22 protein-coding genes are annotated in these 22,907 nt (G+C 60.7%); 5 read left to right on the top strand and 17 right to left on the bottom strand.

All coding sequences use genetic code 11. The annotated features are described in order from the left end of the window. Nucleotides 1-20 precede the first annotated feature (20 nt). The gene (tldD, locus tag ISN74_RS14260; RefSeq protein WP_188799866.1) at nt 21-1,460 is read left to right on the top strand and encodes a metalloprotease TldD; all 1,440 of its coding nucleotides are present in this window, start codon (nt 21-23) and stop codon (nt 1,458-1,460) included. A gap of 61 nt (nt 1,461-1,521) precedes the next feature. Here the strand turns inward: tldD and yjgA are convergent, their stop codons facing one another. After that, complete coding sequence (gene yjgA / locus ISN74_RS14255) at nt 1,522-2,052, bottom strand: ribosome biogenesis factor YjgA (RefSeq protein WP_188799865.1); 531 nt, start codon at nt 2,050-2,052, stop codon at nt 1,522-1,524. 5 nt (nt 2,053-2,057) lie between these two features. Beyond that, entirely contained in the window at nt 2,058-2,294 is a 237-nt protein-coding gene (locus ISN74_RS14250) for a DUF1653 domain-containing protein (RefSeq protein ID WP_188799864.1), read from the bottom strand. Between the two features lie 104 nt (nt 2,295-2,398). On the opposite strand from ISN74_RS14250, the gene pmbA reads away from it, so the two are divergent. The 3 genes from pmbA (at nt 2,399) to ISN74_RS14235 (ending at nt 4,769) form a co-directional block, all read left to right on the top strand. After that, a complete protein-coding gene (pmbA, locus tag ISN74_RS14245; protein WP_188799863.1) occupies nt 2,399-3,769 on the top strand; it encodes a metalloprotease PmbA in 1,371 nt (456 codons plus the stop codon). Nucleotides 3,770-3,862: 93 nt separating this feature from the next. Beyond that, the gene (locus tag ISN74_RS14240; protein WP_268235706.1) at nt 3,863-4,297 is read left to right on the top strand and encodes a DUF4870 domain-containing protein; all 435 of its coding nucleotides are present in this window, start codon (nt 3,863-3,865) and stop codon (nt 4,295-4,297) included. Between the two features lie 100 nt (nt 4,298-4,397). Beyond that, nucleotides 4,398-4,769, top strand: a complete 372-nt coding sequence (locus ISN74_RS14235; RefSeq protein WP_188799862.1) for a DUF4870 domain-containing protein — start codon at nt 4,398-4,400, stop codon at nt 4,767-4,769. A gap of 96 nt (nt 4,770-4,865) precedes the next feature. On the opposite strand, the gene ISN74_RS14230 is transcribed toward ISN74_RS14235, so the two are convergent. After that, entirely contained in the window at nt 4,866-5,750 is an 885-nt protein-coding gene (locus ISN74_RS14230) for a polyprenyl synthetase family protein (protein WP_188799861.1), read from the bottom strand. Then, the gene (locus ISN74_RS14225) at nt 5,734-5,991 is read right to left on the bottom strand and encodes an exodeoxyribonuclease VII small subunit (protein WP_188799860.1); all 258 of its coding nucleotides are present in this window, start codon (nt 5,989-5,991) and stop codon (nt 5,734-5,736) included. Before ISN74_RS14225 ends, ISN74_RS14230 begins: the two co-directional genes overlap by 17 nt. A 197-nt stretch (nt 5,992-6,188) precedes the next feature. Between ISN74_RS14225 and ISN74_RS14220 the strand changes: the two genes are divergently transcribed. Beyond that, nucleotides 6,189-7,481: an MFS transporter gene (locus ISN74_RS14220; RefSeq protein WP_203546620.1), complete on the top strand. Its 1,293-nt coding sequence runs from the start codon at nt 6,189-6,191 to the stop codon at nt 7,479-7,481. Between the two features lie 221 nt (nt 7,482-7,702). Here ISN74_RS14220 and ISN74_RS14215 read toward each other — a convergent pair whose 3' ends face one another. The 13 genes from ISN74_RS14215 to lpxD all read right to left on the bottom strand — a co-directional run bounded on the left by ISN74_RS14215 (nt 7,703) and on the right by lpxD (nt 22,886). Further along, on the bottom strand, nt 7,703-8,176 hold the full coding sequence (locus ISN74_RS14215; RefSeq protein ID WP_188799859.1) for a hypothetical protein: 474 nt from the start codon (nt 8,174-8,176) through the stop codon (nt 7,703-7,705). 61 nt (nt 8,177-8,237) lie between these two features. Further along, nucleotides 8,238-9,281, bottom strand: coding sequence for a hypothetical protein (locus ISN74_RS14210; RefSeq protein ID WP_188799858.1), 1,044 nt, complete (start codon nt 9,279-9,281; stop codon nt 8,238-8,240). A gap of 220 nt (nt 9,282-9,501) precedes the next feature. Continuing rightward, the gene (gene tilS / locus ISN74_RS14205) at nt 9,502-10,806 is read right to left on the bottom strand and encodes a tRNA lysidine(34) synthetase TilS (protein WP_229679292.1); all 1,305 of its coding nucleotides are present in this window, start codon (nt 10,804-10,806) and stop codon (nt 9,502-9,504) included. Further along, a complete protein-coding gene (locus ISN74_RS14200) occupies nt 10,803-11,558 on the bottom strand; it encodes an NYN domain-containing protein (RefSeq protein WP_188799857.1) in 756 nt (251 codons plus the stop codon). Before ISN74_RS14200 ends, tilS begins: the two co-directional genes overlap by 4 nt. Nucleotides 11,559-11,772: 214 nt before the next feature. Further along, nucleotides 11,773-13,311, bottom strand: a complete 1,539-nt coding sequence (locus ISN74_RS14195; protein WP_188799856.1) for an adenosine deaminase family protein — start codon at nt 13,309-13,311, stop codon at nt 11,773-11,775. Nucleotides 13,312-13,371: 60 nt separating this feature from the next. Continuing rightward, entirely contained in the window at nt 13,372-14,328 is a 957-nt protein-coding gene (locus ISN74_RS14190) for an acetyl-CoA carboxylase carboxyltransferase subunit alpha (protein WP_188799855.1), read from the bottom strand. Nucleotides 14,329-14,463: 135 nt separating this feature from the next. Then, the gene (gene dnaE / locus ISN74_RS14185; RefSeq protein WP_188799854.1) at nt 14,464-18,024 is read right to left on the bottom strand and encodes a DNA polymerase III subunit alpha; all 3,561 of its coding nucleotides are present in this window, start codon (nt 18,022-18,024) and stop codon (nt 14,464-14,466) included. Between the two features lie 146 nt (nt 18,025-18,170). Beyond that, nucleotides 18,171-18,371 (bottom strand): hypothetical protein, encoded by a 201-nt coding sequence (locus tag ISN74_RS14180; protein ID WP_188799853.1) that lies wholly within the window; start codon nt 18,369-18,371, stop codon nt 18,171-18,173. A gap of 232 nt (nt 18,372-18,603) precedes the next feature. Further along, nucleotides 18,604-19,263 (bottom strand): ribonuclease HII, encoded by a 660-nt coding sequence (gene rnhB / locus ISN74_RS14175; protein ID WP_188799852.1) that lies wholly within the window; start codon nt 19,261-19,263, stop codon nt 18,604-18,606. Nucleotides 19,264-19,305: 42 nt separating this feature from the next. Next, the gene (gene lpxB / locus ISN74_RS14170; RefSeq protein WP_188799851.1) at nt 19,306-20,562 is read right to left on the bottom strand and encodes a lipid-A-disaccharide synthase; all 1,257 of its coding nucleotides are present in this window, start codon (nt 20,560-20,562) and stop codon (nt 19,306-19,308) included. Between the two features lie 59 nt (nt 20,563-20,621). Further along, a complete protein-coding gene (gene lpxA / locus ISN74_RS14165) occupies nt 20,622-21,395 on the bottom strand; it encodes an acyl-ACP--UDP-N-acetylglucosamine O-acyltransferase (protein WP_188799850.1) in 774 nt (257 codons plus the stop codon). Continuing rightward, nucleotides 21,392-21,865, bottom strand: coding sequence for a 3-hydroxyacyl-ACP dehydratase FabZ (gene fabZ, locus ISN74_RS14160; protein WP_188799849.1), 474 nt, complete (start codon nt 21,863-21,865; stop codon nt 21,392-21,394). Before fabZ ends, lpxA begins: the two co-directional genes overlap by 4 nt. Then, on the bottom strand, nt 21,858-22,886 hold the full coding sequence (gene lpxD, locus ISN74_RS14155) for a UDP-3-O-(3-hydroxymyristoyl)glucosamine N-acyltransferase (protein ID WP_188799848.1): 1,029 nt from the start codon (nt 22,884-22,886) through the stop codon (nt 21,858-21,860). Before lpxD ends, fabZ begins: the two co-directional genes overlap by 8 nt. Between the last annotated feature and the right edge of the window lie 21 nt (nt 22,887-22,907).

Genomic DNA, 22,907 nt, shown 5'->3' with positions numbered 1-22,907 from the left:
GAGCAAACGGGTCAGAACCCATGAATTCCCTCATCGCACAGGCCGAGAACCGCCTACTTACCCCCGGCGGCCTCGCCACCGGCGACCTTGACCGGGTGTTCTCGCAACTGATGGGGCCTTCCATCGATGCCGCGGACCTCTATTTCCAGCATTCGCGTAGCGAGTCCTGGGTGCTGGAAGAGGGCATCGTGAAGGATGGCAGCCACGCGATCGAACAGGGCGTCGGCGTGCGGGCGATCAGCGGTGAAAAAACCGGATTTGCCTATTCCGATGAAATCGTGCTCCCGCAGTTGCTGGAGGCGTCCAAGGCGGCACGCGCGATTGCGCAGGGCGGCAACGGCATGGGCAAGCCGCTGGCCGTGCATGGCGCCAAGGCGCTGTATCCGGCGATCGATCCGGTGGACAGTCTGCCCAATCCGGACAAGATCGCTGTGCTGCGTGAGGTGGATGCGTATGCGCGTTCGCGCGATCCGCGTGTGAAGCAGGTGATCGTGAGCTTGAGCGCCACGCTCGACACCATATTGGTGGCGGGATCGGATGGCACGCTCGCCGCTGACGTGCGTCCGCTGGTGCGCCTGAGCGTACAGGTGATCGCCGAACAGAATGGCCGTCGCGAACAAGGTTATGCCGGCGGCGGTGGTCGTTATGGTTATCGCGAATTGCTGGAAAACGGGCGCGCCATGGCATTCGCTGATGAGGCGGTGCGTCAGGCATTGGTCAATCTCGATGCGGTTGATGCGCCCGCCGGTACGATGACGGTGGTGCTTGGCCCGGGCTGGCCTGGCGTGCTGCTGCACGAAGCGATTGGTCACGGGCTTGAAGGCGATTTCAATCGCAAGGGCAGCTCTGCGTTCGCCGGCCGCATGGGGCAGCGCGTCGCTGCGCCCGGTGTGACGGTGGTCGACGACGGCACCTTGCCCGGTCGTCGCGGTTCGCTCAGCGTGGATGACGAAGGCACGCCCACCGAATGCACCACACTGATCGAAGACGGCATCCTCAAGGGCTACATGCAGGACAAGCTCAACGCGCGTCTGATGGGCATGGCGCCCACCGGCAACGGCCGGCGCGAATCCTTTGCGCAACTGCCGATGCCACGTATGACCAACACCTACATGCTGGCTGGCCAGCATGATCCGCAGGACATCATCCGCTCGGTAAAGAAAGGCTTGTACGCGGTGAATTTCGGTGGCGGCCAGGTCGATATCACCAACGGCAAGTTCGTGTTCTCTGCCAGCGAGGCGTATCTGATCGAAGACGGCAAGATCACAGCACCGGTGAAAGGCGCCACGTTGGTTGGCAGTGGCCCGGATGTGCTCACGCGCGTGTCGATGATTGGCAACGATCTTGCGCTCGATGAAGGCATCGGCGTGTGCGGCAAGGATGGTCAGAGCGTGCCGGTAGGTGTCGGTCAACCTACGCTGCGTGTGGATAGCATGACGGTGGGCGGCACCGCATCCTGAGCAAACTTGGCACGTAGGTTGAGTTACCCCGGACTTGATCCGGGGTAACAAACGTACGCATTTACTCGCTATCCGTATCGGCGCTGAGTTGCTTGAGCAACTGGAATATTTCCCGATAAGCCCGCGGCGGCTTGTTGCCGTCGCGTTCGATGCGCGCTTGGCGAATCAGCGAGCGCAAATGCTGGCGATCGACGTTGGGATGCTGATCGATCAGCTCCTGCAATGCATCGTCGCTATTGAGCAGTTTTTCGCGCAGTGCTTCCTGCCTGTGCATGGCTGCGGTTTCTTTGCGCTGCTGATCACGGTTTTCACCGAGCAGCGCTTTGACTGTTTCGAAGGCTTCGTCGTCGTAGCGGCGCATCACTTTGGCGAGAAAACCCAGTTGGCGCTTGCGTGCAACGTGCGAGGTAATACGGCGCAGATTGTCGATTTCGCGCAGTACGTCTTCAGGCAATTCGGCGCGGGCAAGTTTGCTGGGTGGCAATTCCGACAGCTGGATGGCGAATGCCAGCGTCGCCAGCGCATCGCGCCGCTGCTGGGTACGGGTGGGGCCGTAGTCGTGTTCGGGGTTGTCGGTGTAAGTACGGTTCACGATGATTACTCAGGGTGGATGGCGCCGGGCCGGGCTTCGACCAATGCGAAACGGGGGATGGGTTCGCCATCCAGTTCCACGGTTTCGGCGAACATGGCGGCGGGGCGCACCCACAGTCCGAAATCGCCATAAAGGGCCTGATACACGACCAGTTCTTCCATCGTTTCGCTGTGACGGGCGGTGCCCAGCACGCGATAGCTCTGGCCTTTATAGTGACGATAGATACCGTTGGCTATGGACATGGGCCGCTCCTGTGGCAACCTTCGGAATTCAAGCAAGTATTGGCAATAGGTGTGGACGGCCCCATGTCTGCCTATTGTACCCACCAGCCCCGCAGGAAACCTACGTGAGCGACGTTGCGATCAGCCAGGACGCCAGCCGGCGCGAACTCGACCGATTGGCCGGACTGGCCGAAGACGTGATCCGCCGTGCGCGGGCCGCCGGCGCCAGCCAGGCGGAGGTGTCCGCCAGCATCGATACCGGCCTCAACGTGAATGTGCGCCTGGGCGAGGTGGAAACGGTTGAACACACCCGCGATCGCGGCTTCGGGCTGACGGTCTACTTCGGCCAGCGGAAAGGCTCGGCCAGCACGGCCGATCTGAACGCCGATTCGATCCAGGCCACGCTGGAGCAGGCCTGTGCGATTGCCCGCTATACCGAGGAAGATCCCGCTTCCGGGCTGGCTGATGCTGCACGCATGGCCACCCAGTTTCCGGATCTCGATCTGTGGCATCCATGGGCCATCGACACCAGCGAAGCGATTGCGCTTGGACAACAGATCGAAGCGGCTGGCCGTGCGCATGCCGGCATCACCAATTCCGATGGCGCCAGCGTGCAGGCGGGTGAGAGCGTGTCGGTGTACGCCAATTCACATGGTTTCGTGGGGAGTGAACGTGGCACGCGGCATTCACTGTCGCTGGCGCTCATCGCCGGTGACGAAGCCGGCATGCAGCGCGACTACTGGTACGACAGCGTGCGTAGCGCCAAGGATTTCATGAGCGCAAAGGCGCTTGGCGACAGGGCGGCAGAGCGCACATTGGCCCGCGTCGGCGCGCGTCGTCTGTCGACGCGGCAAAGCCCCGTGCTATTTGCCCCCGAGATTGCGCGTGGTTTGATCGGTCATCTGATTGGTGCTGTCAGCGGCGGCGCGCTTTATCGCCAAGCCAGCTTCCTGCTCGATCACGCGGGCAAACAGATCATGCCGACGTGGTTAACCATCGTCGAGCGCCCACATTTGCAGCGCGGGCAGGGTTCTGGTGCTTTTGACGCCGAAGGCGTCGCCACCCGTGACAGCGTCCTGGTCGAAAACGGCGTGCTGGCCCGTTATGTCCTGGGCAGCTATTCCGCACGCAAGCTTGGTCTGGAATCGACGGGCAATGCCGGCGGCATCCATAACATGGTGGTCGAGCCGGGGCATGCCGACGGCGGTGCGCCGGAAGATTTCCAGGGCATGCTCAAGCGCCTCGACACCGGGCTGTTGGTGACCGAAGTGATGGGGCAGGGCGTGAATACCATCACCGGCGATTACTCGCGTGGCGCGGCGGGTTTCTGGGTGGAGAAGGGCGTGATCGCCTATCCGGTCGAAGAAATCACCATCGCCGCCAACCTGCGGGACATGCTTGCAGGTATTCAGGCGGTGGGCAGCGACGTGGATCGCCGCTCGCATCTGCTGACCGGATCGATCCTGCTGAACAACATGACGATTGCCGGCGAATGATGCCGGCATTCACAACCGGCGTTGGCCAGCCCTGCTAGGATGGTTCCAGCCGGCAAAAGACCGGTGTTCTGCACGACTTGAAAGGAGATGCGTATGAGCGTTCCGCCCGAGTCTGCTGTACCGCCACCGAGCGAGTCATCGACCGCCAGTGATATTCCCGCCCAGGAGCGTACCTGGGCCATGGCGGCTCACCTTTCGGCCCTGCTGGGCGCCCTGATCACTTCCTCGCACGGTGCGGGTTGGGGGTGCTTCATCGGTCCGCTGGTCGTGTGGCTGATCAAGAAAGACAGCATGCCATTCGTCGCGGATCAGGCGAAGGAAGCCTTGAATTTCAATATCAGCGTGGCCATTGCGACGCTGGCCCTGGCCGTGCTGTCGGCCATCACCTTCGGCATCGGTTTGATCATCGCCATTCCCATGTGGGTGGTCATCGGCGTGGGCTGGCTGGTGCTCACTATCATGGCTGCGGTAAAGGCCAATGATGGCGTGCGCTATCGCTATCCGTTTACGTTGCGGCTGATCAAGTAACCGATTTCGGTACGCTGCCGTCAGGCACTTGACACACTTGCTGCCCACTGTCGAAAGTGGGCGTGCAAGGTATTGCCATGTCATGTAAGGAGGAAGCGTTATGAGCACGCCGTCCGACCAGGTCACACCGCCGTCCGAGCCTGTTGTGTCCAGTAACGATCGCAATCTGGCCATGCTGACGCATCTTTCGGGTTTTGTTCTTTACCTGATCGTGCCGTTGATCGTGTGGCTGATGCACAAGGATCGCCCTGACAAGGCCTATCTCACCGGCGAAGCCAAGGAAGCCCTTAATTTCCAGATCACCATGGTGCTTGCCTGGATTGTTTGCTGGATCCTGCAGGTGATCCTGATCGGATTCCTGCTGATGGGTGTGTTGTGGTTCGTGAATCTGATCTTCTGCATCATCGCTGCGGTCAAGGTCAGTTCCGATGGGCACTATCGTTACCCATTCGCTTTGCGATTGGTGAACTGATCGGTTGCAGTTTGAAGCCGGTGCGAAACAAAGCCCGCGGTGATGCGGGCTTTTTCGTGAGTGCTAACGAAAGAGTGCGGTGTGCAGTGGTGAATATCAGCGCGACCGGTACGCGACATAACGCGCCAACTCATCCAGCCATGCGGCTTGCTTCCCCAAAGGCGTGATGGCATCCAATGCTGCGTCGGTCAATTCGGCAACGCGTGCATGCGAGGCGTCCAGGCCAATGACTGACGGAAACGTGGGTTTGCCCGCAGCGGCATCTTTGCCCGCTGTCTTGCCGAGTATGCGGGACTCGCCTTCCACGTCGAGAATGTCATCGCGGATCTGGAAGGCGAGGCCGACCGCCGAAGCGTAGCGGTCCAGCGCTTCCAACGCGCGCGCATCGGCGCCCGTGGTGAGGGCGCCAAGCCGCACGGCGGCGCGGATCAGTGCCCCGGTCTTGCACGCATGCATGTGTTCGAGTGCGGAGAGGCTCAAGGCGTGTCCTGTCGCCGCCAGGTCCAGCGCCTGTCCACCGGCCATGCCTTCTGCGCCACAAGCGTGACCGAGCGTGCTCAGCATCAGTTTGCCTTGCGGTGAGGGGCTGCGGGCGAGGATTTCGAAGGCCAGCGCCTGCAAGGCATCTCCTGCGAGGATTGCCATCGCTTCGCCGAATACGATGTGACAGGTTGGACGGCCGCGGCGCAGGGCGTCGTCGTCCATCGCGGGCAGGTCATCGTGCACCAGTGAATAAGCATGGATCAGTTCCACGGCGCAAGCTGGCGCATCGAGCTCCAGGCCGGCGTAACCCAGGGCGCGGCCAGCGGCGTAGGTCAGCAGCGGGCGCAGGCGCTTGCCGCCGCCTAGCGCGGCGTAGCGCATGGCGCGGCGCAGTTCGATAGGCGGGGTGTTATCCGGCGGCAATGCGTCGGCGAGCGCGTTTTCGGCGCGGGCTATCTGGGTCCGCAGCGCTGGACTAAGCTCAAACGTCGGGTTCAAATGGTTCGGCGGTGTCAGGCGCGTCGGGGTCAAGCAACAGGCGCACGCGCAATTCGGCTTGGTCGAGTGCCTGCTGGCAATGGCGATAGAGGCCGATGCCGCGCTCGAAGGCGCTCAACGATTCATCCAGGCTCATCTCGCCGCCTTCCATGCGCGCCACCAACTGCTCGAGCTCATCCAGTGAGCGCTCGAAATCGGCGGCGGGTGCGGTTTCTGCAGGGGCGGGGGAGGGCTTTGCCATGGGCCGCAACGCTAGCGCAGCGCACGGGCGGAATCAATCGCTGTCGAGATTTGGTGTGATGCAACGTCATGTTATAGCGGCCCCTTTCTGGAAAGCGTGACTTTTGACAGGCTTGATTTCGATATATCGAAATATTATCTTGCGACCATCCCTCAAACCGAGCGAACCGCTGGACGCCGTTTGCCCTTGGAGTCTTTGTGACCAACCCTTCGATATCGCATGCCGCTGAGCCGGGCGGCATGGGTTTTTCCGGCTATCAGAAATTCGTGGTGGCCGTGCTGGCCTTCCTGCAGTTCACCATCGTGCTGGATTTCATGCTGCTGGCGCCGCTGGGCGCCATCGTCATTCCGGCACTCAATATCACCCCGGGCCAATTTGGCGATGTGGTGTCGGCTTATGCATTCGCCGCGGGCGTGTCGGGCATTCTCGCGGCGGGATATGCCGACCGTTTCGACCGGAAGAAACTGCTGCTGGTTTTCTACGTGGGCTTCATGACCGGTACGTTGTGCTGCGCGTTGGCGCACACCTACGTCACGCTGCTGCTCGCGCGCATGGTGACGGGGTTGTTTGCAGGCGTGGTCGGTGCTGCGTCGATGGCGATCGTCACCGACCTGTTTCCGCTGTCGATGCGCGGGCGCGTGATGGGCTTCATCCAATCGGCCTTCGCGGCCAGCACCGTGCTCGGTTTGCCGATGGCACTGGAACTTTCCAGCCGCTGGAACTGGAACGCGCCATTTTTCATGATCGTGGTGGTGTGTTCACTGGTTGGTATAGCGATATTCAGCCGCCTGCGCCCCGTCAATGCGCATCTGGCTTTGCAACCGGATCGCCATCCACTGCACCACTTGTTGCATACGCTTCAGACGCGTTCCTATCTGATCGGCTTTGTCACCACGGCCATGCTGACGATCGGTGGCTTCTTGCTGATGCCATATTCCACGCTGTTTTTGGTGCATAACGTCGGCATCTCGGTGAAGCAGCTGTCGGTGGTGTATCTGATTACGGGCTTGGTGTCCGCGATCATGGGCCCGCTGATCGGCCGGGCCAGCGATACATTTGGCAAATTCCGCGTCTTCGCCTTCGGTTGCGCGGCGACGATCGTGATGGTGGTGATCTATACGCGCCTGTCCAACGTGGGTTTGTGGATGCTGATTGTCGTGAGCGCGTTGCTGCAGATCGGCATCTTCTCGCGCATGATTTCGTCGTCGGCGCTGATGTCTGCGTTGCCCAGGCCGGCTGATCGTGGTGCTTACATGTCGATCAGTTCTTCGTTGCAGCAGATGTCGGGCGGCCTTGCCGCGATGCTGGGTGGCATGGTCGTCAAAGAAGCCAGCGATGGACGCTTGTTGCACTTCGATATATTGGGCGACGTGCTGGTGTGCACCACGCTGCTCTCGTTTGTGCTGATGTATTTTGTCAATCGCAAGGTGAATGGCGCGGTAGTGCCTACAGCTTCGGGATTGGAGCAAAAGGTTGGCCAGGATCCCTAGCAACATGGATGATCTTGCTGGCTGTCGTTTCCGCTTGCACGGAAGTTCGCCGCGTAATCCCATGGACTCACCCGCGCAGCTTGGGGTGGAGCGCTTATATCAGCACCGCTGGCGCCTTGATGCCTGGTCGGCGTGGGGGCAAGTCGACGAGATTTTGCGGCTATGACCTTGGTGGCATTCCCGATAGTAGCGTCGTAGAAGCCACCAGAATATGGGGCGGACTATTGCTCCTCACGGCTGTTATTTATAACAACCGACGCTACGCATTTTTTGCCGCCGCGCAGGGTGCGAACACCAACACTGAACTTCCCCCAGGGCACAACTGCTCTCCAGTAGACCAGGCCGATATCATCGGAAATTGGTCCTTTCAGCTGAGCTACGGCATATCTTGTCTTTAGAGGCTCCGGGAGCACACAACTTTCAGTGTCAATATCGAGGGATAGAATCGAGCCAACACCTGGATGCTTCAGTTCGTAGCTATAGGGGACCATGCGCAGATTCAGCGCTTCTATTCTGAAGCCATCAGCGGTGCTAAACGGCCGCGACGCATAATTGGGACCTGCGTTGTCCGTGGTGGTAATCAGCAACGGTACACCGAGGACCTCCTCGATTCTGGCAGCTGATGATGGTAGCGGCTTTGGTATCGCATCTATGAGTTCGAACAGCGTTTTATTGATCGTTGTCTCGGCAGACATCGGTGCTGCCCCCACGTAGGCTGAAGCGAAAAGGGTAATTGAAAGGACGCTGGCTGCTGCCCTAGCGGCCTTTCCCGTAAGTGGCATCGTAGTAGTCACCATAAATTTTGTTGTAGGACTCAAGCTCACCTGTGCTGGGATTGATCGATTTTTCTCCCTCGCCAAAAATATTCCCTATGGCCGATGCGGCTGACTTCCAGTCGCCCGATTTGGCTGCTTGATCGTAGATATCATTGTATTTGCCGATATTGTCGGGATTTACCGAAAGAGGGATTTTAGGTCCATCGTTCATCAGGATTTCGCGTTGAGCCCTGATGTTGCTCAGCGTTGCGTAACCTTCACTCAACTGCTCCGATTGCAAATAAGCTTCCTTGGAGCTGAAGTCGTAGACAGGAGGATGCTCAGCGTGTCCAAGCTCGTGACTAAGCTGACTTGCCGCCCATTCCGGTCGTGTCCGATAAGCATCGCCAATGAAAATTCGGCTGCTTTCGCTATCTGTTGCGCTCGCGAGTCCAGGCTTGTTGTACAAGACAACCCACTTTTTGTCTGTCAACGTCTGTAGCTGCTGCATCGTCGGCGATTTTGCGGCGATCACATCCGCCGTATCACCGAGCCCTGTTTTAATGCCTGCGCTCACGTGCGCGGCTGGCAAGCTTTCTGCGGAGGGTGCGCCCGGCCATATGGCGGTGTTGTCGATGGCTTGGGCCGCAGGCATGTCGGCGCGAGATTTGTGGGAATCTTGTTTGGGAGAACGGACAATATCTGGCGATCCGCCGATACCGCCGCGGTCATACCGCCTTCGAGCGGTACGAATTAGCCATTGCATATTGAATTGAAGAGAAACGTCAAAGCCGCCGCAATAGACTATCTTGGGTTTATTCGGGTCACTTTCGTCGGTCTCCCATCGAGCCACTGGCTTGAAAGGCTTGTCCTTGAGAAAGTACATGTCACGCTCGGTGCGATGCCTGGTGATGTACTCGCTTAGCCCAGGTGGATATATCTTTTCCTTGGGCGGCTTGCCCGCAAAGAAGGGGGCCTCGATATGAACCAGGTCCTCGTAGTACAGCTCATCTCTGTATTTCCAGCATCCATTCAAGTAAGGCATGCAGGTAGTCCGCGGTATTAGCCTTGTTTTGTTTAGCTCGTGCTTAGTTGTGTTGTCTATGGGACAACATCGATTTATGCATCATTTGCAGGTGACACTTGCTGCCGGCCTGCTCTCTGCGAGAGGGGGACTGAGCGATCGGCAACCATACGGCGTTCACCATCGCTCTACTGAAGTGAAATGGTTTCGATTGCCCCGGATTTGATCATGCTCTTGTAATCTAACAAGCTGGTCGCCAGCACGGCTGTGCATTTACCTCGTTGAAAATAGCCTCGGCACGTGTGCTGAGCCAGCGATCAGCGACGGCGATCAATTCCTTGCCCTCGTAGAGCAGGGGGCAGACATCGCGTTGCCACGGTGGAATCGCGCCTGATTGAAACAATGAACGCAATTCGCGTGTATGGCGATCGCCAGCCGGCTTAATGCGCTCGCCGCCGCTGCGCGTACGCACAGTCAGCGTCACAGGGAGTTGCGTGGCAGGCTCCAGGCTCAGCTGTCCGCCGCCGGGAAGCATCAGCGGTTCGCCTTGCCAGCGCAGTGAGCCTGACCATTCGGCCTTTATGCGTGGAAGCATCGCCCATAGTCGATGCTTCCACACGTGCACTTCAGCGCCTGGCCATTGGATACATGGCAACTGGCCATCCTGGGCGGTGCACTGACGTTCGATCTGCTGTCGTTGCGCAGTTGTCGGCGCAGTCAGGCCCTGGACATGCAACCAGTGCGCGAGGAGCGGATCGCGCAGCGCCGCGGGCAAGGCAAGCCAGCCGCGCGCATCCAGGCTGTTGCTGGTGTCATCGCGTAAGTTCTCATATTCAGTAAGCCAATCCTGCTGCAGGGTATCGGCAGCGGCACGGCACAGCATGGCGCTATGTGTGATGGAGATCGTGGCCTGTGGCCAATAGGCTTTCAGCAGCGGCATGACCTCATGGCGCAGGTGATTGCGTGCCAGTTGCCGATCATCGTTAGATGGATCGTGGATGCAGGGCAGATCGTGCGCCGTCACGTAATCACGCAGCGCTTGCCGTGGCAGATTGAGCAGCGGCCGCCACGCCATGCCGCAGCCAAGTGGGCGTTCTTCGCGCATGCCGCCCAAGCCTTCCGGTCCTGCGCCACGCAGCAGTTTCAGCAGCACGGTTTCGGCCTGGTCGTCCTGGTGATGGCCGAAGATCAATCGCTCGCCAGTATGCAAATGTTCGGCAAAAATGGCATAGCGGGCATGACGCGCAGCAGCTTCCAGACCGATGCCGCCGGAGCGGTCCACTTTCGCAACGTGTACGTCGCATGGCAAACCCAGCGCTGCACAGAAAGCGCGGCAATGTGCAGCCCAGCGTGCACTGTCGACATGCAGGCCGTGGTCCACATGTATGGCGCGCAAGCCGCGTGTGCGCGCTTCGGTCAGGTGCGCCAATGCGTGCAGCAGTGCCGTGGAGTCAGGGCCGCCGCTGTAGGCGACGCACAGTGTTCCTTGTTGATGTGCATGCAGAGCCCGCCGCAAGGCAGCAGGCAAGGCGGTTTCGTCAATCACGCGCCACCGGTTTTTTTCTTGTTGCGCACGTAGATGGCCTTCGGACGGCCGTCGCCGGGGCTGCGCCGATCCAGTTCGAACAGTTTGATGGCATCGATCAGTTCGCTGAGCTTGCCGTAGCCGTAGCTGCGCGAGTCGAAGTTGGGTCGCTGCTTGGTGATGATGGAGCCGACACCACCCAATCCCGCCCAGCCTTCGTCATCGTCGTCGGAAGCCGCATCGATCGCGTTGCGTAACAGGTTGATCAGGCCGCTGTCCTGTTTCAGCTGTGCGGTTGTGCGTGGTTTGAGCGGCTGTTCTTCGTCGGGTTTGGCGCCGAGGATTTCGGTGTAGATGAACTTGTCACAGGCAGCGACGAACGGTTCGGGCGTCTTGCGTTCGCCAAAGCCGTAGACGATCAAGCCCGATTCGCGGATGCGCGCCGCCAATCGTGTGAAATCGCTATCGCTGGAAACGATACAAAAGCCATCGAAGCGGCCTGAATACAGCAGATCCATCGCGTCGATGATCATGGCCGAGTCCGTGGCGTTCTTGCCGCTGGTATAACCAAACTGCTGGATTGGCTGGATGGATTGCTTCAGCAGTTGGTCTTTCCAGCCTTTCAGATGATTGCTGGTCCAGTCGCCATAGGCGCGCTTCACGTGCGCCGTGCCGTACTTGGCAACCTCGGCCAATAATCCCTCGGCAATCGTCGGCTGTGCGTTATCTGCGTCGATCAGCACGGCGAGTTTGACGGCATGGTCGTTGGGCATGAATGCGGCTCCCGGTGACGTTAGCCCGATGGTATCGCTAATTCGAGGCGTTTAGAGCCAATTCAATATCTCCCCGCAGCCCGCATAGCACCTGATCAGCAGCCATGCGGCCGTGCGCGGCTTGACCAGATAGCCAGTCTGGCGCTGTGTCACGCACGACCACCTGGCCGCTGCTCAGGTGCTATGCGAACTACGCTGAGATATTGAAGTGGCTCTAGTGCGCGTCCTCAAAGGCATGCAGACGGCGCTCCAGTTCCCATTGCGCGGCGGCTTTTGCGCTGCTGTCGAGAAGGTGGTGGCAAGCCGCGCCGGGATGATCGCCGCCAGGCGTCTGGTTCTGGCAGGCATTCGATGTCCACAAGCTATCGCCGGGCAGGAAACTGTAGGTGAGACTGTTGCGCGCCATCTGCTTCAGCGTGAGATAGCCGAGTCCGAAATCTTCGGCGGCGCGTACGTATTCGTGGGTCAGATCGATGCGCGAAACACCTTCGTCATCGGTGGACAGTGCTACGGGCACACCGTGTTTGAGGTACATCGGTAACGGATGGTCGGCACCACGCACGCCCAGAATCACATCGTTGCTGGTGAGGTTGATTTCCACCATGACATGATGCGCGGCCATTTCATCCAGCAGTGCTTCGGGATGATCTTCATACATCACATCCACGCCGTGCCCGATGCGTTCGGCATGACCCATTTCCACTGCTTGGCGGATATGGAAGCGCAAGCCGTCTGGCGGCACCAGGCCGGGAGCTAGTTCGCCGGCGTGCAGACTGATGTGCACCTTGGGATACAGATGATGCAGGTAGTCGAGCATGCGCATGTGCAAGGTGTAATCGCGCATCGACAGATAGCCGTCTTCAGGCATGACAAAGTTGATACCCACCCAGCGTGGATCGGCGGAGGCAAGCTCAAAGCCAAGCAGGGTCTGCGCGAATACTCGCTCCGGCGCTGCGCCGCGCAAAACCTGATACAGAAAGCGAATCTGCACCGAGCAGCCGTCGTCCGCCTTGGCGGTATCACAATGTTGTTGGCGTCTGCGTTCGGCCAGGGCTTGGGTGAGCAATTGCTCATCGGTGGCCATTTCGTCTTTCAATCCATGTGCAAGCAGTCGCTGGCGCATAACGTCGAAATGATCTTGCCAGCCGATTGTGCGGGCGAGTTGTGCCGCGTGCGCAAAGGGCGGCGTTACCATCAGTTCCAGATACTGCTCGTTTTGCGTGGCGGCGCGTACGCTGACTTCGTTGAGCCAGTCGCCCATGTGCTGTTGTGGGCTGACGGCTTCGAAGCGGCCGAAGGTGTCGAAGAACTGGTCGTGACCGGAGTGCCCGGCATAAGGCACGAAGCTACGCATGGAGAAGGCATCTACCAGCGTGTCGTAAAAGTGCTGGTCATTGAGCGCATCGGCGGCGGGGCGGCGGCCATTGCCGCAGTTCGGTGCGGCGGCGTCGGGTTTGTCCAGCAAGCTTGAAGTGGCGATATCCACGCATAGCCCATCAATAGCGGCCTGGGCGATCCACGATTCGGCATATACCGCGCCGCTGAGGTGGTTGTGCAGATCACCGCCCTTGGGCATCCCGGCGAGGAAGGCCTGCAAGGCAAGCGGGCCTTGCTGGTGAGCAGCTTCGAACGCCTTGGCGGTGCGTGTTTCGGCGTTGTCGGTTTGCGCGGGCGCAGTCTGCGCCGAAACGTGAGCTGCACAAATCATTGCCGCAGCCACAACGGCGCGGCGCAAAAGGGAGCGAGCCTGCATGGAAGAATCGCGTCAGTGAAGTGTCCGGCGATTCTTCAGCAAAAAACGAAATGCTGCCAGTTATTCCTGATAGGCGCCGTAGCCGCGCAGACGGCGGTAGCGCAGTTCCAGCAGCTCGGGCGTCGGGATGGCTTCCAGTTTGTCCAGCTCGTTGAGTAGGACGGCCTTCAGGCGAATGGCCATGGAATGCGGATTGCGATGAGCGCCGCCCAGCGGCTCGCGCACAACCTTGTCGATCAGGCCAAGCTCAAACAGGCGTGGCGCAGTCATCCCCAAAGCCTCGGCAGCATCCTTGGTTTTCTCGCCGCTCTTCCACAGGATGGAGGCGCAGCCTTCTGGCGTGATCACCGAATAGGTCGAATATTGCAGCATCAGCGTGCGGTCGCCGACGCCGATTGCCAGCGCGCCGCCGGAACCGCCTTCACCGATCACGGTGCAGATGATCGGGGTTTTCAGCTCAGCCATTTCCAGCAGGTTGCGGGCGATGGCTTCACTCTGGCCGCGTTCTTCGGCACCGATGCCGGGGTAGGCGCCCATGGTGTCGATGAAGGTGAACAGCGGCAGTTTGAAACGCTCGGCCATCTTCATCAGGCGCAGTGCCTTGCGGTAGCCCTCTGGGCGAGGCATGCCGAAGTTACGCTTGAGCTTGCCCTTGGTGTCACGGGCTTTCTGGTGGCCAATGATCATCACCTGCCGGCCATTGATGCGGCCTAAGCCGCCCACGATGGCGCCGTCGTCGGCAAAGGCGCGGTCGCCGGCCAGCTCGTGGAATTCCTCGCAGATCACGCTGATGTAGTCGAGCGTGTAGGGACGGGCCGGGTGACGCGACAGCTGGGTGGTCTGCCAGGAATCCAGGTTGCGGAAGATGTCGGCCGTCTTGATCTTCAGCTTCTCGCGCAGCTTCCGGATTTCGTCGTCGATATTGACCGACTGGCCGCTGCTGGCGTAGCGCAGTTCCTCGATCTTGGCTTCCAGATCGGCAATCGGCTGTTCGAAGTCGAGGAAATTAGGATTCATTCCGGTCTTGGTATGGCACAGAAGCGGGGCAGTATACCGGGGTCGCAAAAAACACGGGAACGGGGGCGTATGGCTTTGCGGCGTGGCCGGGTGGCAAGAAGCGGAGGATAAACCGGCGCTTGGCGTGAGCCACGCCTAATCCCCGTTCCCGGTTTTCACGAGCCTGACGCCCGCTCCGATTACGCCGGGCATGTTGCGTACCGCCCGCAGCAGCTCGGGAATCGCATTGACCTGCCAATCCTCACCCAGCTCGAAATCGGCCTGTGCCTTGGCGTTGTGGTAGCCGCTCAAGATCACGCTGGCGCGACCGCCCCGGTGACCGGCCAGCGCCTGGCGGAACTGCGCAATGAAGTCGGGGCCGATGCCGTTGACCTTCACCCGCAGCAGGCGCGCGAAGCGGCGGCAGGCGTCGGCCAAGGTGTAGGCACTGCGGGCACGCACTTGGAACCCGCCGCCGGAGAATTCGTCGATGCGCAGGCCGCCTTCAACCACCAGCAGCTCGTCGCGCGTAAGCAGCGGTGCGACCTGCTGGTAAAGCTCGCCGAAAAAGCTCACTTCGATGATGCCAGTGCCGTCTTCCAGGCGCACGAAGGCGTCGCTGTCACCGCGTTTGCGCACCGCCACGACCATGCCGGCGACGGTCCAGGGCGTGTCGGGGCCGCGGCGGAAGCGGTTGTCATCGCCATCGTTCTTGCGTGGGCGCGGTGGCTGATAGCGGTCGGCGATCTCACCCAGCGGGCAGGTCGATAGCTGGGCCAATTCCTCGCGCCACGGATCGGTGGGGTGGCCGGAGAAGTAATGGCCGAGCGTTTCGCGCTCACCTTGCAGCTTCTGCTCCAGTGGCCATTCGGGCACCGTGGGCAGGTTCATCTGTACCACGGGAGCGGCCGCGTCCCCGCTCTTGCCGGATGTGAACGCGCCGAACATGTCGTTCTGGCCCGATTGGCGATCGCGCAGGTGCTGCTCGGCTGCCTTCATCGCATCCGGCAATTGCAGCATCAGGCTGGCGCGATTGGGCGCCAGCGCATCGAGCGCGCCGGAGAGGATCAACGCTTCGAGCACGCGCCGGTTGAGCTTGGTCGAATCGACGCGGCGGCAGAAGTCCGCCAGGTCCTTATACGCACCGCCTTTACGCCGTTCCTCGGCAATGGCTTCGCAGGCACCTTGGCCAACGCCCTTGATCGCGCCAAGGCCATAGCGGATGACCTTGGACTCAACCGCGACGAACATGAACTCCGAGGCGTTCACGTCCGGCGGCAGGACAGTCAGGCCGATCGCGCGCGATTCGTCGAGGAAGGTGACCGCCTTGTCGGTGTTGTCCATGTCCGACGAGATCGTCGCGGCCATGAATTCGGCGGGGTAGTGCGCTTTCAGCCACGCGGTCTGGTACGAGACCAGCGCGTAGGCGGCGGCGTGCGACTTGTTGAAGCCGTAGCCGGCGAACTTTTCCATCAAGTCGAAGATGGAGTCAGCCTTGTCGCCGGTGAGCCCGTCTTTGGCGGCGCCCTCGCGGAACTTGGCGCGCTCCTTGGCCATCTCCTCGATTTTCTTCTTACCCATCGCGCGGCGCAGCAGGTCGGCGCCGCCGAGCGAGTAACCGCCCACGATCTGCGCCATCTGCATCACCTGCTCCTGGTAGACCATGATGCCGTAGGTCTCTTTCAGGACAGGCTCGACGCGGGGGTCGGGGTATTCCACGTCCTCGCGGCCGTGCTTGCGCGCGACGAAGCTGGGGATCAGGTCCATCGGGCCGGGGCGGTACAGTGCCACCAGGGCGATGATGTCCTCGAAGCGGTCAGGCTTCGCATCCTTCAACATGCGCTGCATGCCGGAGGATTCGAGCTGGAACACCGCCACCGTCTGTGCTCTTTTCAGCAACTCGTATGGTTCGGGGTCGTCCAGCGGCAAGGCAGCAATATCCAACGGCTCTTCGCCGGATTTGGCGCGACGCTCGTTGATCGCCTTCACGGCCCAGTCGATGATGGTGAGCGTTCGCAGGCCGAGGAAGTCGAACTTCACCAAGCCGACGGCTTCGACGTCGTCCTTGTCGTATTGGGTAACAACACCGCCGCCACCCGGTTCGCAGTACAGCGGCGCGAATTCGGTCAGCGGCTTGGGGCCGATCACCACGCCACCGGCGTGCTTGCCGGCGTTGCGGGTAAGGCTTTCCAGTTTCAGCGCGAGATCGATCAGCGTTTTGGCTTCTTCGTCCTGTGCGTAGAGATCGCAGAACTCCTTCACCACGCGCTCGGGTTCTTTCTGCGCTTTCTCCGAGCGGCCAAGCGCACAGGACAGGGTCAGATCAAGCGGACGCGGCGGGATCAGCTTGGCGATGCGGTCGACTGCGTTGTAACCCATGCCCAGCACGCGGCCGGAGTCGCGCAGCACTGCCTTCGCGGCCATCGAGCCGTAGGTGATGATCTGGCTGACGTGGTCGCGGCCGTATTTGCGCGCGACGTAGTCGATCACCTCATCGCGGCGGTCCATGCAGAAGTCGATGTCGAAGTCGGGCATCGACACGCGTTCGGGGTTCAGGAAGCGCTCGAACAGCAGGTTGAACTGCAGCGGGTCGAGATCGGTGATCTTCAATACCCACGCCACCAACGAACCGGCACCCGAACCGCGGCCTGGGCCGACCGGAATACCGTTCTGCTTACCCCAGTTGATGAAGTCCGCCACGATCAGGAAGTAGCCGGGGAACCCCATCTCGATGATGACGTCCAGCTCACGTTCCAGGCGCGCTTCGTAATCGGCCAGGGTATGACCCTGGGCGAGCGGGGCGCTGGCAAGGCGTTCTTTCAAGCCTTCGCGCGCGAGTTCGCGGATGTAGCTGGCCAGATCGTGGCCTTCCGGCACCGGGAAGTTCGGCAGGTAGTAAGTGCCGAACGTGAGTTCCAGGTTGCAGCGCTTGGCAAGCTCGACGGTGTTTTCCAACGCTTCGGGAATGTCGGCGAACAGCGTCGCCATGTCTTCCGGCGTTTTCAGGTATTGCTGGTCGCTGTAGTCGCGTGGGCGCTTGGGATCGGCCAGCACACGGCCCTGGTGGATGCATACGCGCGCTTCGTGCGCTTCGAAATCGTCCTGCTTGAGAAAGCGTACGTCGTTGCTGGCGATGACCGGCAGATCGAGTTCGGTCGCGAGCATCAGCGCGGCGTTGTTCCACGATTCCTCGCCTTCGCGGCCGCAGCGGGTAAGTTCCAGGTACAGGCGATCGGGAAAGAGTTGCATCAGCGCGCGCAAACGCGACGCCGCGGCTTCCGTGCCTTGGTTCACAGCGATGCGGCCAATTTCGCTTTCGCGTCCGAGCAAGGCGATCAGTCCGTCTGTCGCATCAGGTGTGAGCCAACCGGCATCGGTCAGGGCGCGGCCGCCCTGTTGGCCTTCGCGCCAGGTGCGCGAAACCAGGCGCGACAGGTTCAGATAACCGTCCCGGTTCTGGCAGAGCACGGTCAGACGCCATGGGCGCGGGTCATCCAGCGAACTGATCCACAGATCGCAGCCACCGATGGGTTTGATACCTGCGGCGCTACATGCTTTGTAGAACTTCACCAGGGCGAACATGTTGCATTCGTCGGTGAGCGCAACAGCGCCCGTGCCCGCTTGCACGCAGGCAGCCACCAGCGCCTTGATGCGGATGGTCGAGTCGACCAGCGAATACTCGCTGTGCAGATGCAGATGAGCGAAACGGAGGGACATGGCTCGCACGCGAAGCAATGTCCCAGCCTAACGGGGTGGTCCGGTGTGGGCAAGAATTGACAAGCGCCAGGAACAGGGAATCGGGGACGTCACATTGACCGCAACCCCGCTATTCCCTGTTTACCGATCATCGTTTCTAGCCTTGATCAATACACCCGGAACCGTTCCTCGTCCGCGACCGGCTCGATGTAGTGCGAAAGGCTCTCCACATTGAGCGGATGCAAGTCGTAATCGAGGTGTCGCGGACCCAGTTCGGGGACCCCCGGTTCTGGCCGACGCACTTCGGCTGCCGGTGTGTAGGGTGACTGTTTGGGCGCGTTGGGGCGGCGGCGGAAAGGAAGCATCATGACACCCTCCAAAGTCCGGTGTCTGAAGCACGATGGGCGTTTCACGGCGGCATCACCGGACGGCTACGTTAGCGTCCCTGCGGGTGCTCGTGGCGGCAGTGCATGCAGTCTGCCGCAGCGGCTTTCCGATTCCATTCGTATACCTGCTCTGATGCAGACGCAATAGGTAAGGTTGCATAGATGGAACATCACATCCGATAAACAAACGTGACGCGTGAAGCGACAGTGATGATCAGAAAAGCTGGCCCTGATCGAGCAGCTGTTTCACGGGTGCAAAGCTGCGGCGATGCTGACTGCATGGACCCAGCTGTTGCAACGCTGCCAAGTGTGCAGGCGTGGGATAACCCTTGTGCACAGCGAAACCGTAGCCGGGGTGCAGCGCTTCCATGGCGACCATCAGCCGGTCGCGGCTGACCTTGGCCAGAATCGACGCTGCACTGATCGCCGGTTCCAGTGCATCGCCGCCCACAATGGCTCGACCAGGGCAGGGGAGATCCTTGGGAATCTTGTTGCCGTCGATCCATGCTTCGCTGGCGGCAGGCACCAGTCCTGCAACGGCCCGGCTCATGCCAGTCATGGTGGCCTGGAAAATATTCAGGCGATCGATTTCTTCCGGTTCGATGACCACCACGCAATGTGCCAGCGCGCGTTCCACGATCAACGGATAGAGTTTTTCGCGGCGCGCTTCGCTGAGTTTCTTCGAGTCGTTCAAGCCTTCGATCGGCCTGGACGGATCGAGCACTACCGCTGCGACCACGACGGGGCCGGCGAGAGGACCGCGGCCTGCTTCGTCGACACCGGCGATATGAATGACGTGTTCTTCGCGTCCGCCTCCTCTCCCCTCCGGGGAGAGGATTGAGGTGAGGGGCGCAAGGCTTGCCTCAACTTTCATACAAAGCAGGCTCCAATTAATGGGTAAGGCGAGGTTGGCCCCTCACCCCAACCCTCTCCCCGAAGGGGAGAGGGATTTGGATGTATCGAGTAACTCTACAATCGCCGCTGCCGCATGATCGCCTGCGTGGCCGTGAAGATTGCCGCGCAGTGCTTCATGCAATTGCTCGAAAGCGGCGACGATGGCGCCTCGGCGTTCACTGTCGCGGAATAGCGTCAGTGTGGCCTCCGCCAGCTTGGCGCCTGTGCAATCGTCTTGCATGAGTTCCGGAACAAGCACGGCGTCTTTTCCCAAGCCGCAAGCGCGCGCAAGGATATTGGGCAGCGCGTATACATCTGTTTTGAGCATCTTGAGCATGCGCGCAATGCGATAGCTGATGGGTGATACGCGATAACCCACGACCATGGGGCGCTTGGCGAGCATCGCCTCCAGCGTGGCGGTGCCGGAAGCGAGCATGACGACATCAGCCGCAAGCATCGCATCGTGCGCACGGCCGTCCAGCAAAATGGGCATCATTTCGTCGTGCGGGCCGCGCGCAAGCAGCGTCTTGAGCGTGGCGAGTGCGCGCGAATTGGCCGCAGGTATGACAATGCGCAAACCCGGGAGTGCCGCTGCAACGCGGCGCGCCGCGTCGAGAAATGGCCCGGCCAGGCGTTCCAGCTCGGAATGCCTGCTGCCTGGCAATACGGCGAGCACGGGCACATCCAGCGGAAGCTGCAAGGCGCGGCGTGCCGGAATACGGTCGGAAACCAGTGGAAAGCGATCCGCCAGCGGATGGCCGACAAAGCGGGCATCGATGCCGTGGTGTGCGTAGATCGGCGGTTCCATCGGAAACAGGCAGAGCACGCGGTTGGCGCTGGCGCCGATCTTGTCGGCGCGTTTTTCGCGCCAAGCCCAGATCGAGGGGCTGACATAATGCACGGTGCGCAAGCCGGCCTGTTTGACGCGATGCTCGACGCCAAGATTGAAATCAGGCGCATCGATACCAATCACCACCAGCGGCTTTTCGGCGATAAGCCGCGTGACCAGTTCCTTGCGCAGTTTGAGCAGCCGCGGCAGGTGGCGCACGACTTCGGCAAAGCCGAACAGCGACAGTTCGCGCATGTCGTACCACGACTCGAAACCTTGCTGCTGCATGCGGCTGCCACCGATGCCGGCAAAGCGGGCATTGGGATAATGGCGCCGCAACGCAGCGATCAGGTTACCGCCAAGCTGGTCGCCGGATTCTTCGCCGGCGATCACGGCAATCAACGGCTGCTGTTCGGCAGCCGGTTTTTCGACGACATCAGGAGCCAGCATGTCCAAACCTCCCACGTCGCGTGAAGCACATGGCCGTGCGGGATAGCCCGACCAGATAGTTAGCGAGCCAAACCACGCTCGCTGCGATCAAGGAATTCGAGCATCGCGCGCACGTCTTCGCTTTCCTGCGCCTGCGTTGCCAATTGCTCGCGCGCCTCAGCCAGCGGCAAGCCGGAGGTGTAAAGAGTGCGATAGGCACGCTTGATAGCCGTAATGCGCTCCGGCTCAAAGCCGCGGCGCTTCAGGCCAGTGGTGTTGAGGCCACGCGGACGTCCGTTTTGGTCGTTGGCCATCATCAGGAATGGCGGAACGTCGGCGCCGAGCAAACAGCCCATGGCGATGAATGCGTGTTCGCCGATCTTGCAGAACTGATGCGCGCCGGAATAACCAGAGAAGACCGTCCAGTCACCCACTTCGACATGACCGGCCAAGGCCGAGTAATTGGAAAAGATGGTGTGGTTGCCGATGGTGCAATCGTGCGCAACGTGCACATAGGCCAGCAGCCAGTTGTCGTTGCCTATGCGCGTAACGCCGCCGCCGCCGCTCGTGCCGCGACTGATGGTGACGAACTCGCGAATCAGGTTGCGGTCGCCGATCACCAGCTCGGTGCGCTCGCCGCTGAATTTCATGTCCTGCGGATCGCCGCCCAGCGAAGCGAACTGCGCGATGCGGTTATCGCGTCCGATGCGGGTAGGGCCTTCGATGACGACATGCGGTCCGATGATGGTGCCATCGCCGATGTGCACGTCGGCGCCGATGACCGTATACGCGCCGATGCGGACATTGGCGCCAATGACGGCGGACGGATCGATCTGCGCGGTCGGATGAATCATTTCTCGGACCTCGACGCACACATCAGTTCACAGCTGGCCACTTCCTTGCCATCGACCAGCGTGCGTGCTTCGAATAGACCCATGCTGCGCAGCAGGCGCTTGAGGCGCACTTCCATGCGCAGCTGATCACCCGGCACCACCGGCGCATTGAAGCGTGCGTTGTCCACCTTCGCCAAATAGAACAGCGAGCTGGGCGAGCCACCTTTCACGCGCGCACTGAGCTGCGTGAGCAGACCGGCGGACTGCGCCATGGCCTCCACGAGCAATACACCCGGCATCACCGGATGATTGGGGAAGTGGCCGTTGAAGAACGGTTCGTTGATGGTTACGTTCTTCAACGTCACCACGCTTTGATCCGGCACGATTTCGATCACGCGATCGACCAACAGAAAGGGGTATCGATGCGGCAGCAGCTGTTGGATCTGTTCCACATTCACCGGCAGCGAGATCGGAGCGGTGTTGTCAGTCATCGTTCTTGTCCTTTTCCAGCGCCGACAATCGGCGCACGTACTCGTCGAGGTGCTTGAAGCGCGCAGCGTTGCGGCGCCATTGACGGTTTTCCTGCAGCGGCACCCCGGAGGAATACTCGCCGGCTTCCCGAATGGAGTGAGTTACCAGGCTCTTGGCGGTAATGGTAACCCGGTCAGCCACTTCCAGATGGCCCAGCACACCGGCATTGCCGCCGATCATGCAATAACGGCCGATTTTCGCACTGCCGGCCACGGCTGCACACCCCGCCATGGCGGTGTGGGCGCCTATATACACGTTATGGGCGATCTGGATCTGGTTGTCTAGCCGCACGTCTTCTTCCAGGACCGTATCGTCCAGTGCGCCACGGTCGATAGTGGTGTTGGCGCCGATTTCGCAATCGTCGCCGATCCGCACACCCCCCAGCTGTGGCAGCTTCACCCAATGGTCGCGATCGAAGGCGAGGCCGAAACCGTCCGAGCCGATCACTGCACCGGGGTGAACCAGCACGCGCTTGCCGAGGGTGACGCGGGAGACCAGGGTGACACGCGCCACCAGTCGCGATTGGGCGCCGACGACGCATTCGGAACCGATGATGCAATGTGGGCCGAGCACGGCGCCGTCTTCGATCACCGCATCACCTTCGACCACGCAGCAAGGGCCGATGCTGGCGCTGGCGCTTACGCGCGCGCCGGGCGCGACGACTGCGCTCGGATGAATGCCAGGCACTGCAGCAGGCAAGGGCTCGAATAATGCAGCAATGTGTGCATAAGCCACATAAGGATCGCGTGCGATCAATGCAGCCGTGGGACAGCTATCCACAGTATCGCTATGCAAGACGACGACGCCTGCACGAGTACCACCCAATTGTGCGGCGTATTTGCTGTTGGAAAGAAAGCTCAGCTGAGTCGGGCCTGCGCCGGACAGGGTGCCGACGCCATCGATCATGCGTGCGCCATCGCCCCGGAATTCGAGGGCGAAGCGTTCGGCGAGTTCTGCCACGCTGTATTCAGTCTTACTCATGCAGGGCTCCGGCTCCACGGC

It is taken from the genome of Dyella caseinilytica (assembly GCF_016865235.1).
Taxonomy (GTDB): Bacteria; Pseudomonadota; Gammaproteobacteria; order Xanthomonadales; family Rhodanobacteraceae; genus Dyella_B; species Dyella_B caseinilytica.
Note: the sequence above shows the minus strand (reverse complement) of the source record. Positions and strands in the feature narration are given on the sequence as shown.

Excerpts from the sequence above, each read along its gene's own strand:
- ISN74_RS14215 (WP_188799859.1), bottom strand. The coding sequence starts at position 8,176 with ATGTCTGCCGAGACAACGATCAATAAAACGCTGTTCGAACTCATAGAT.
- dnaE (WP_188799854.1), bottom strand. The coding sequence starts at position 18,024 with ATGTCCCTCCGTTTCGCTCATCTGCATCTGCACAGCGAGTATTCGCTG.
- fabZ (WP_188799849.1), bottom strand. The coding sequence starts at position 21,865 with ATGACTGACAACACCGCTCCGATCTCGCTGCCGGTGAATGTGGAACAG.
- ISN74_RS14250 (WP_188799864.1), bottom strand. The coding sequence starts at position 2,294 with ATGTCCATAGCCAACGGTATCTATCGTCACTATAAAGGCCAGAGCTAT.
- ISN74_RS14180 (WP_188799853.1), bottom strand. The coding sequence starts at position 18,371 with ATGATGCTTCCTTTCCGCCGCCGCCCCAACGCGCCCAAACAGTCACCC.
- ISN74_RS14235 (WP_188799862.1), top strand. The coding sequence starts at position 4,398 with ATGAGCACGCCGTCCGACCAGGTCACACCGCCGTCCGAGCCTGTTGTG.
- ISN74_RS14210 (WP_188799858.1), bottom strand. The coding sequence starts at position 9,281 with ATGCCTTACTTGAATGGATGCTGGAAATACAGAGATGAGCTGTACTAC.
- ISN74_RS14190 (WP_188799855.1), bottom strand. The coding sequence starts at position 14,328 with ATGAATCCTAATTTCCTCGACTTCGAACAGCCGATTGCCGATCTGGAA.
- ISN74_RS14225 (WP_188799860.1), bottom strand. The coding sequence starts at position 5,991 with ATGGCAAAGCCCTCCCCCGCCCCTGCAGAAACCGCACCCGCCGCCGAT.
- tldD (WP_188799866.1), top strand. The coding sequence starts at position 21 with ATGAATTCCCTCATCGCACAGGCCGAGAACCGCCTACTTACCCCCGGC.
- ISN74_RS14240 (WP_268235706.1), top strand. The coding sequence starts at position 3,863 with ATGAGCGTTCCGCCCGAGTCTGCTGTACCGCCACCGAGCGAGTCATCG.
- ISN74_RS14200 (WP_188799857.1), bottom strand. The coding sequence starts at position 11,558 with ATGCCCAACGACCATGCCGTCAAACTCGCCGTGCTGATCGACGCAGAT.
- lpxD (WP_188799848.1), bottom strand. The coding sequence starts at position 22,886 with ATGAGTAAGACTGAATACAGCGTGGCAGAACTCGCCGAACGCTTCGCC.
- ISN74_RS14195 (WP_188799856.1), bottom strand. The coding sequence starts at position 13,311 with ATGCAGGCTCGCTCCCTTTTGCGCCGCGCCGTTGTGGCTGCGGCAATG.
- lpxB (WP_188799851.1), bottom strand. The coding sequence starts at position 20,562 with ATGCTGGCTCCTGATGTCGTCGAAAAACCGGCTGCCGAACAGCAGCCG.
- lpxA (WP_188799850.1), bottom strand. The coding sequence starts at position 21,395 with ATGATTCATCCGACCGCGCAGATCGATCCGTCCGCCGTCATTGGCGCC.
- rnhB (WP_188799852.1), bottom strand. The coding sequence starts at position 19,263 with ATGAAAGTTGAGGCAAGCCTTGCGCCCCTCACCTCAATCCTCTCCCCG.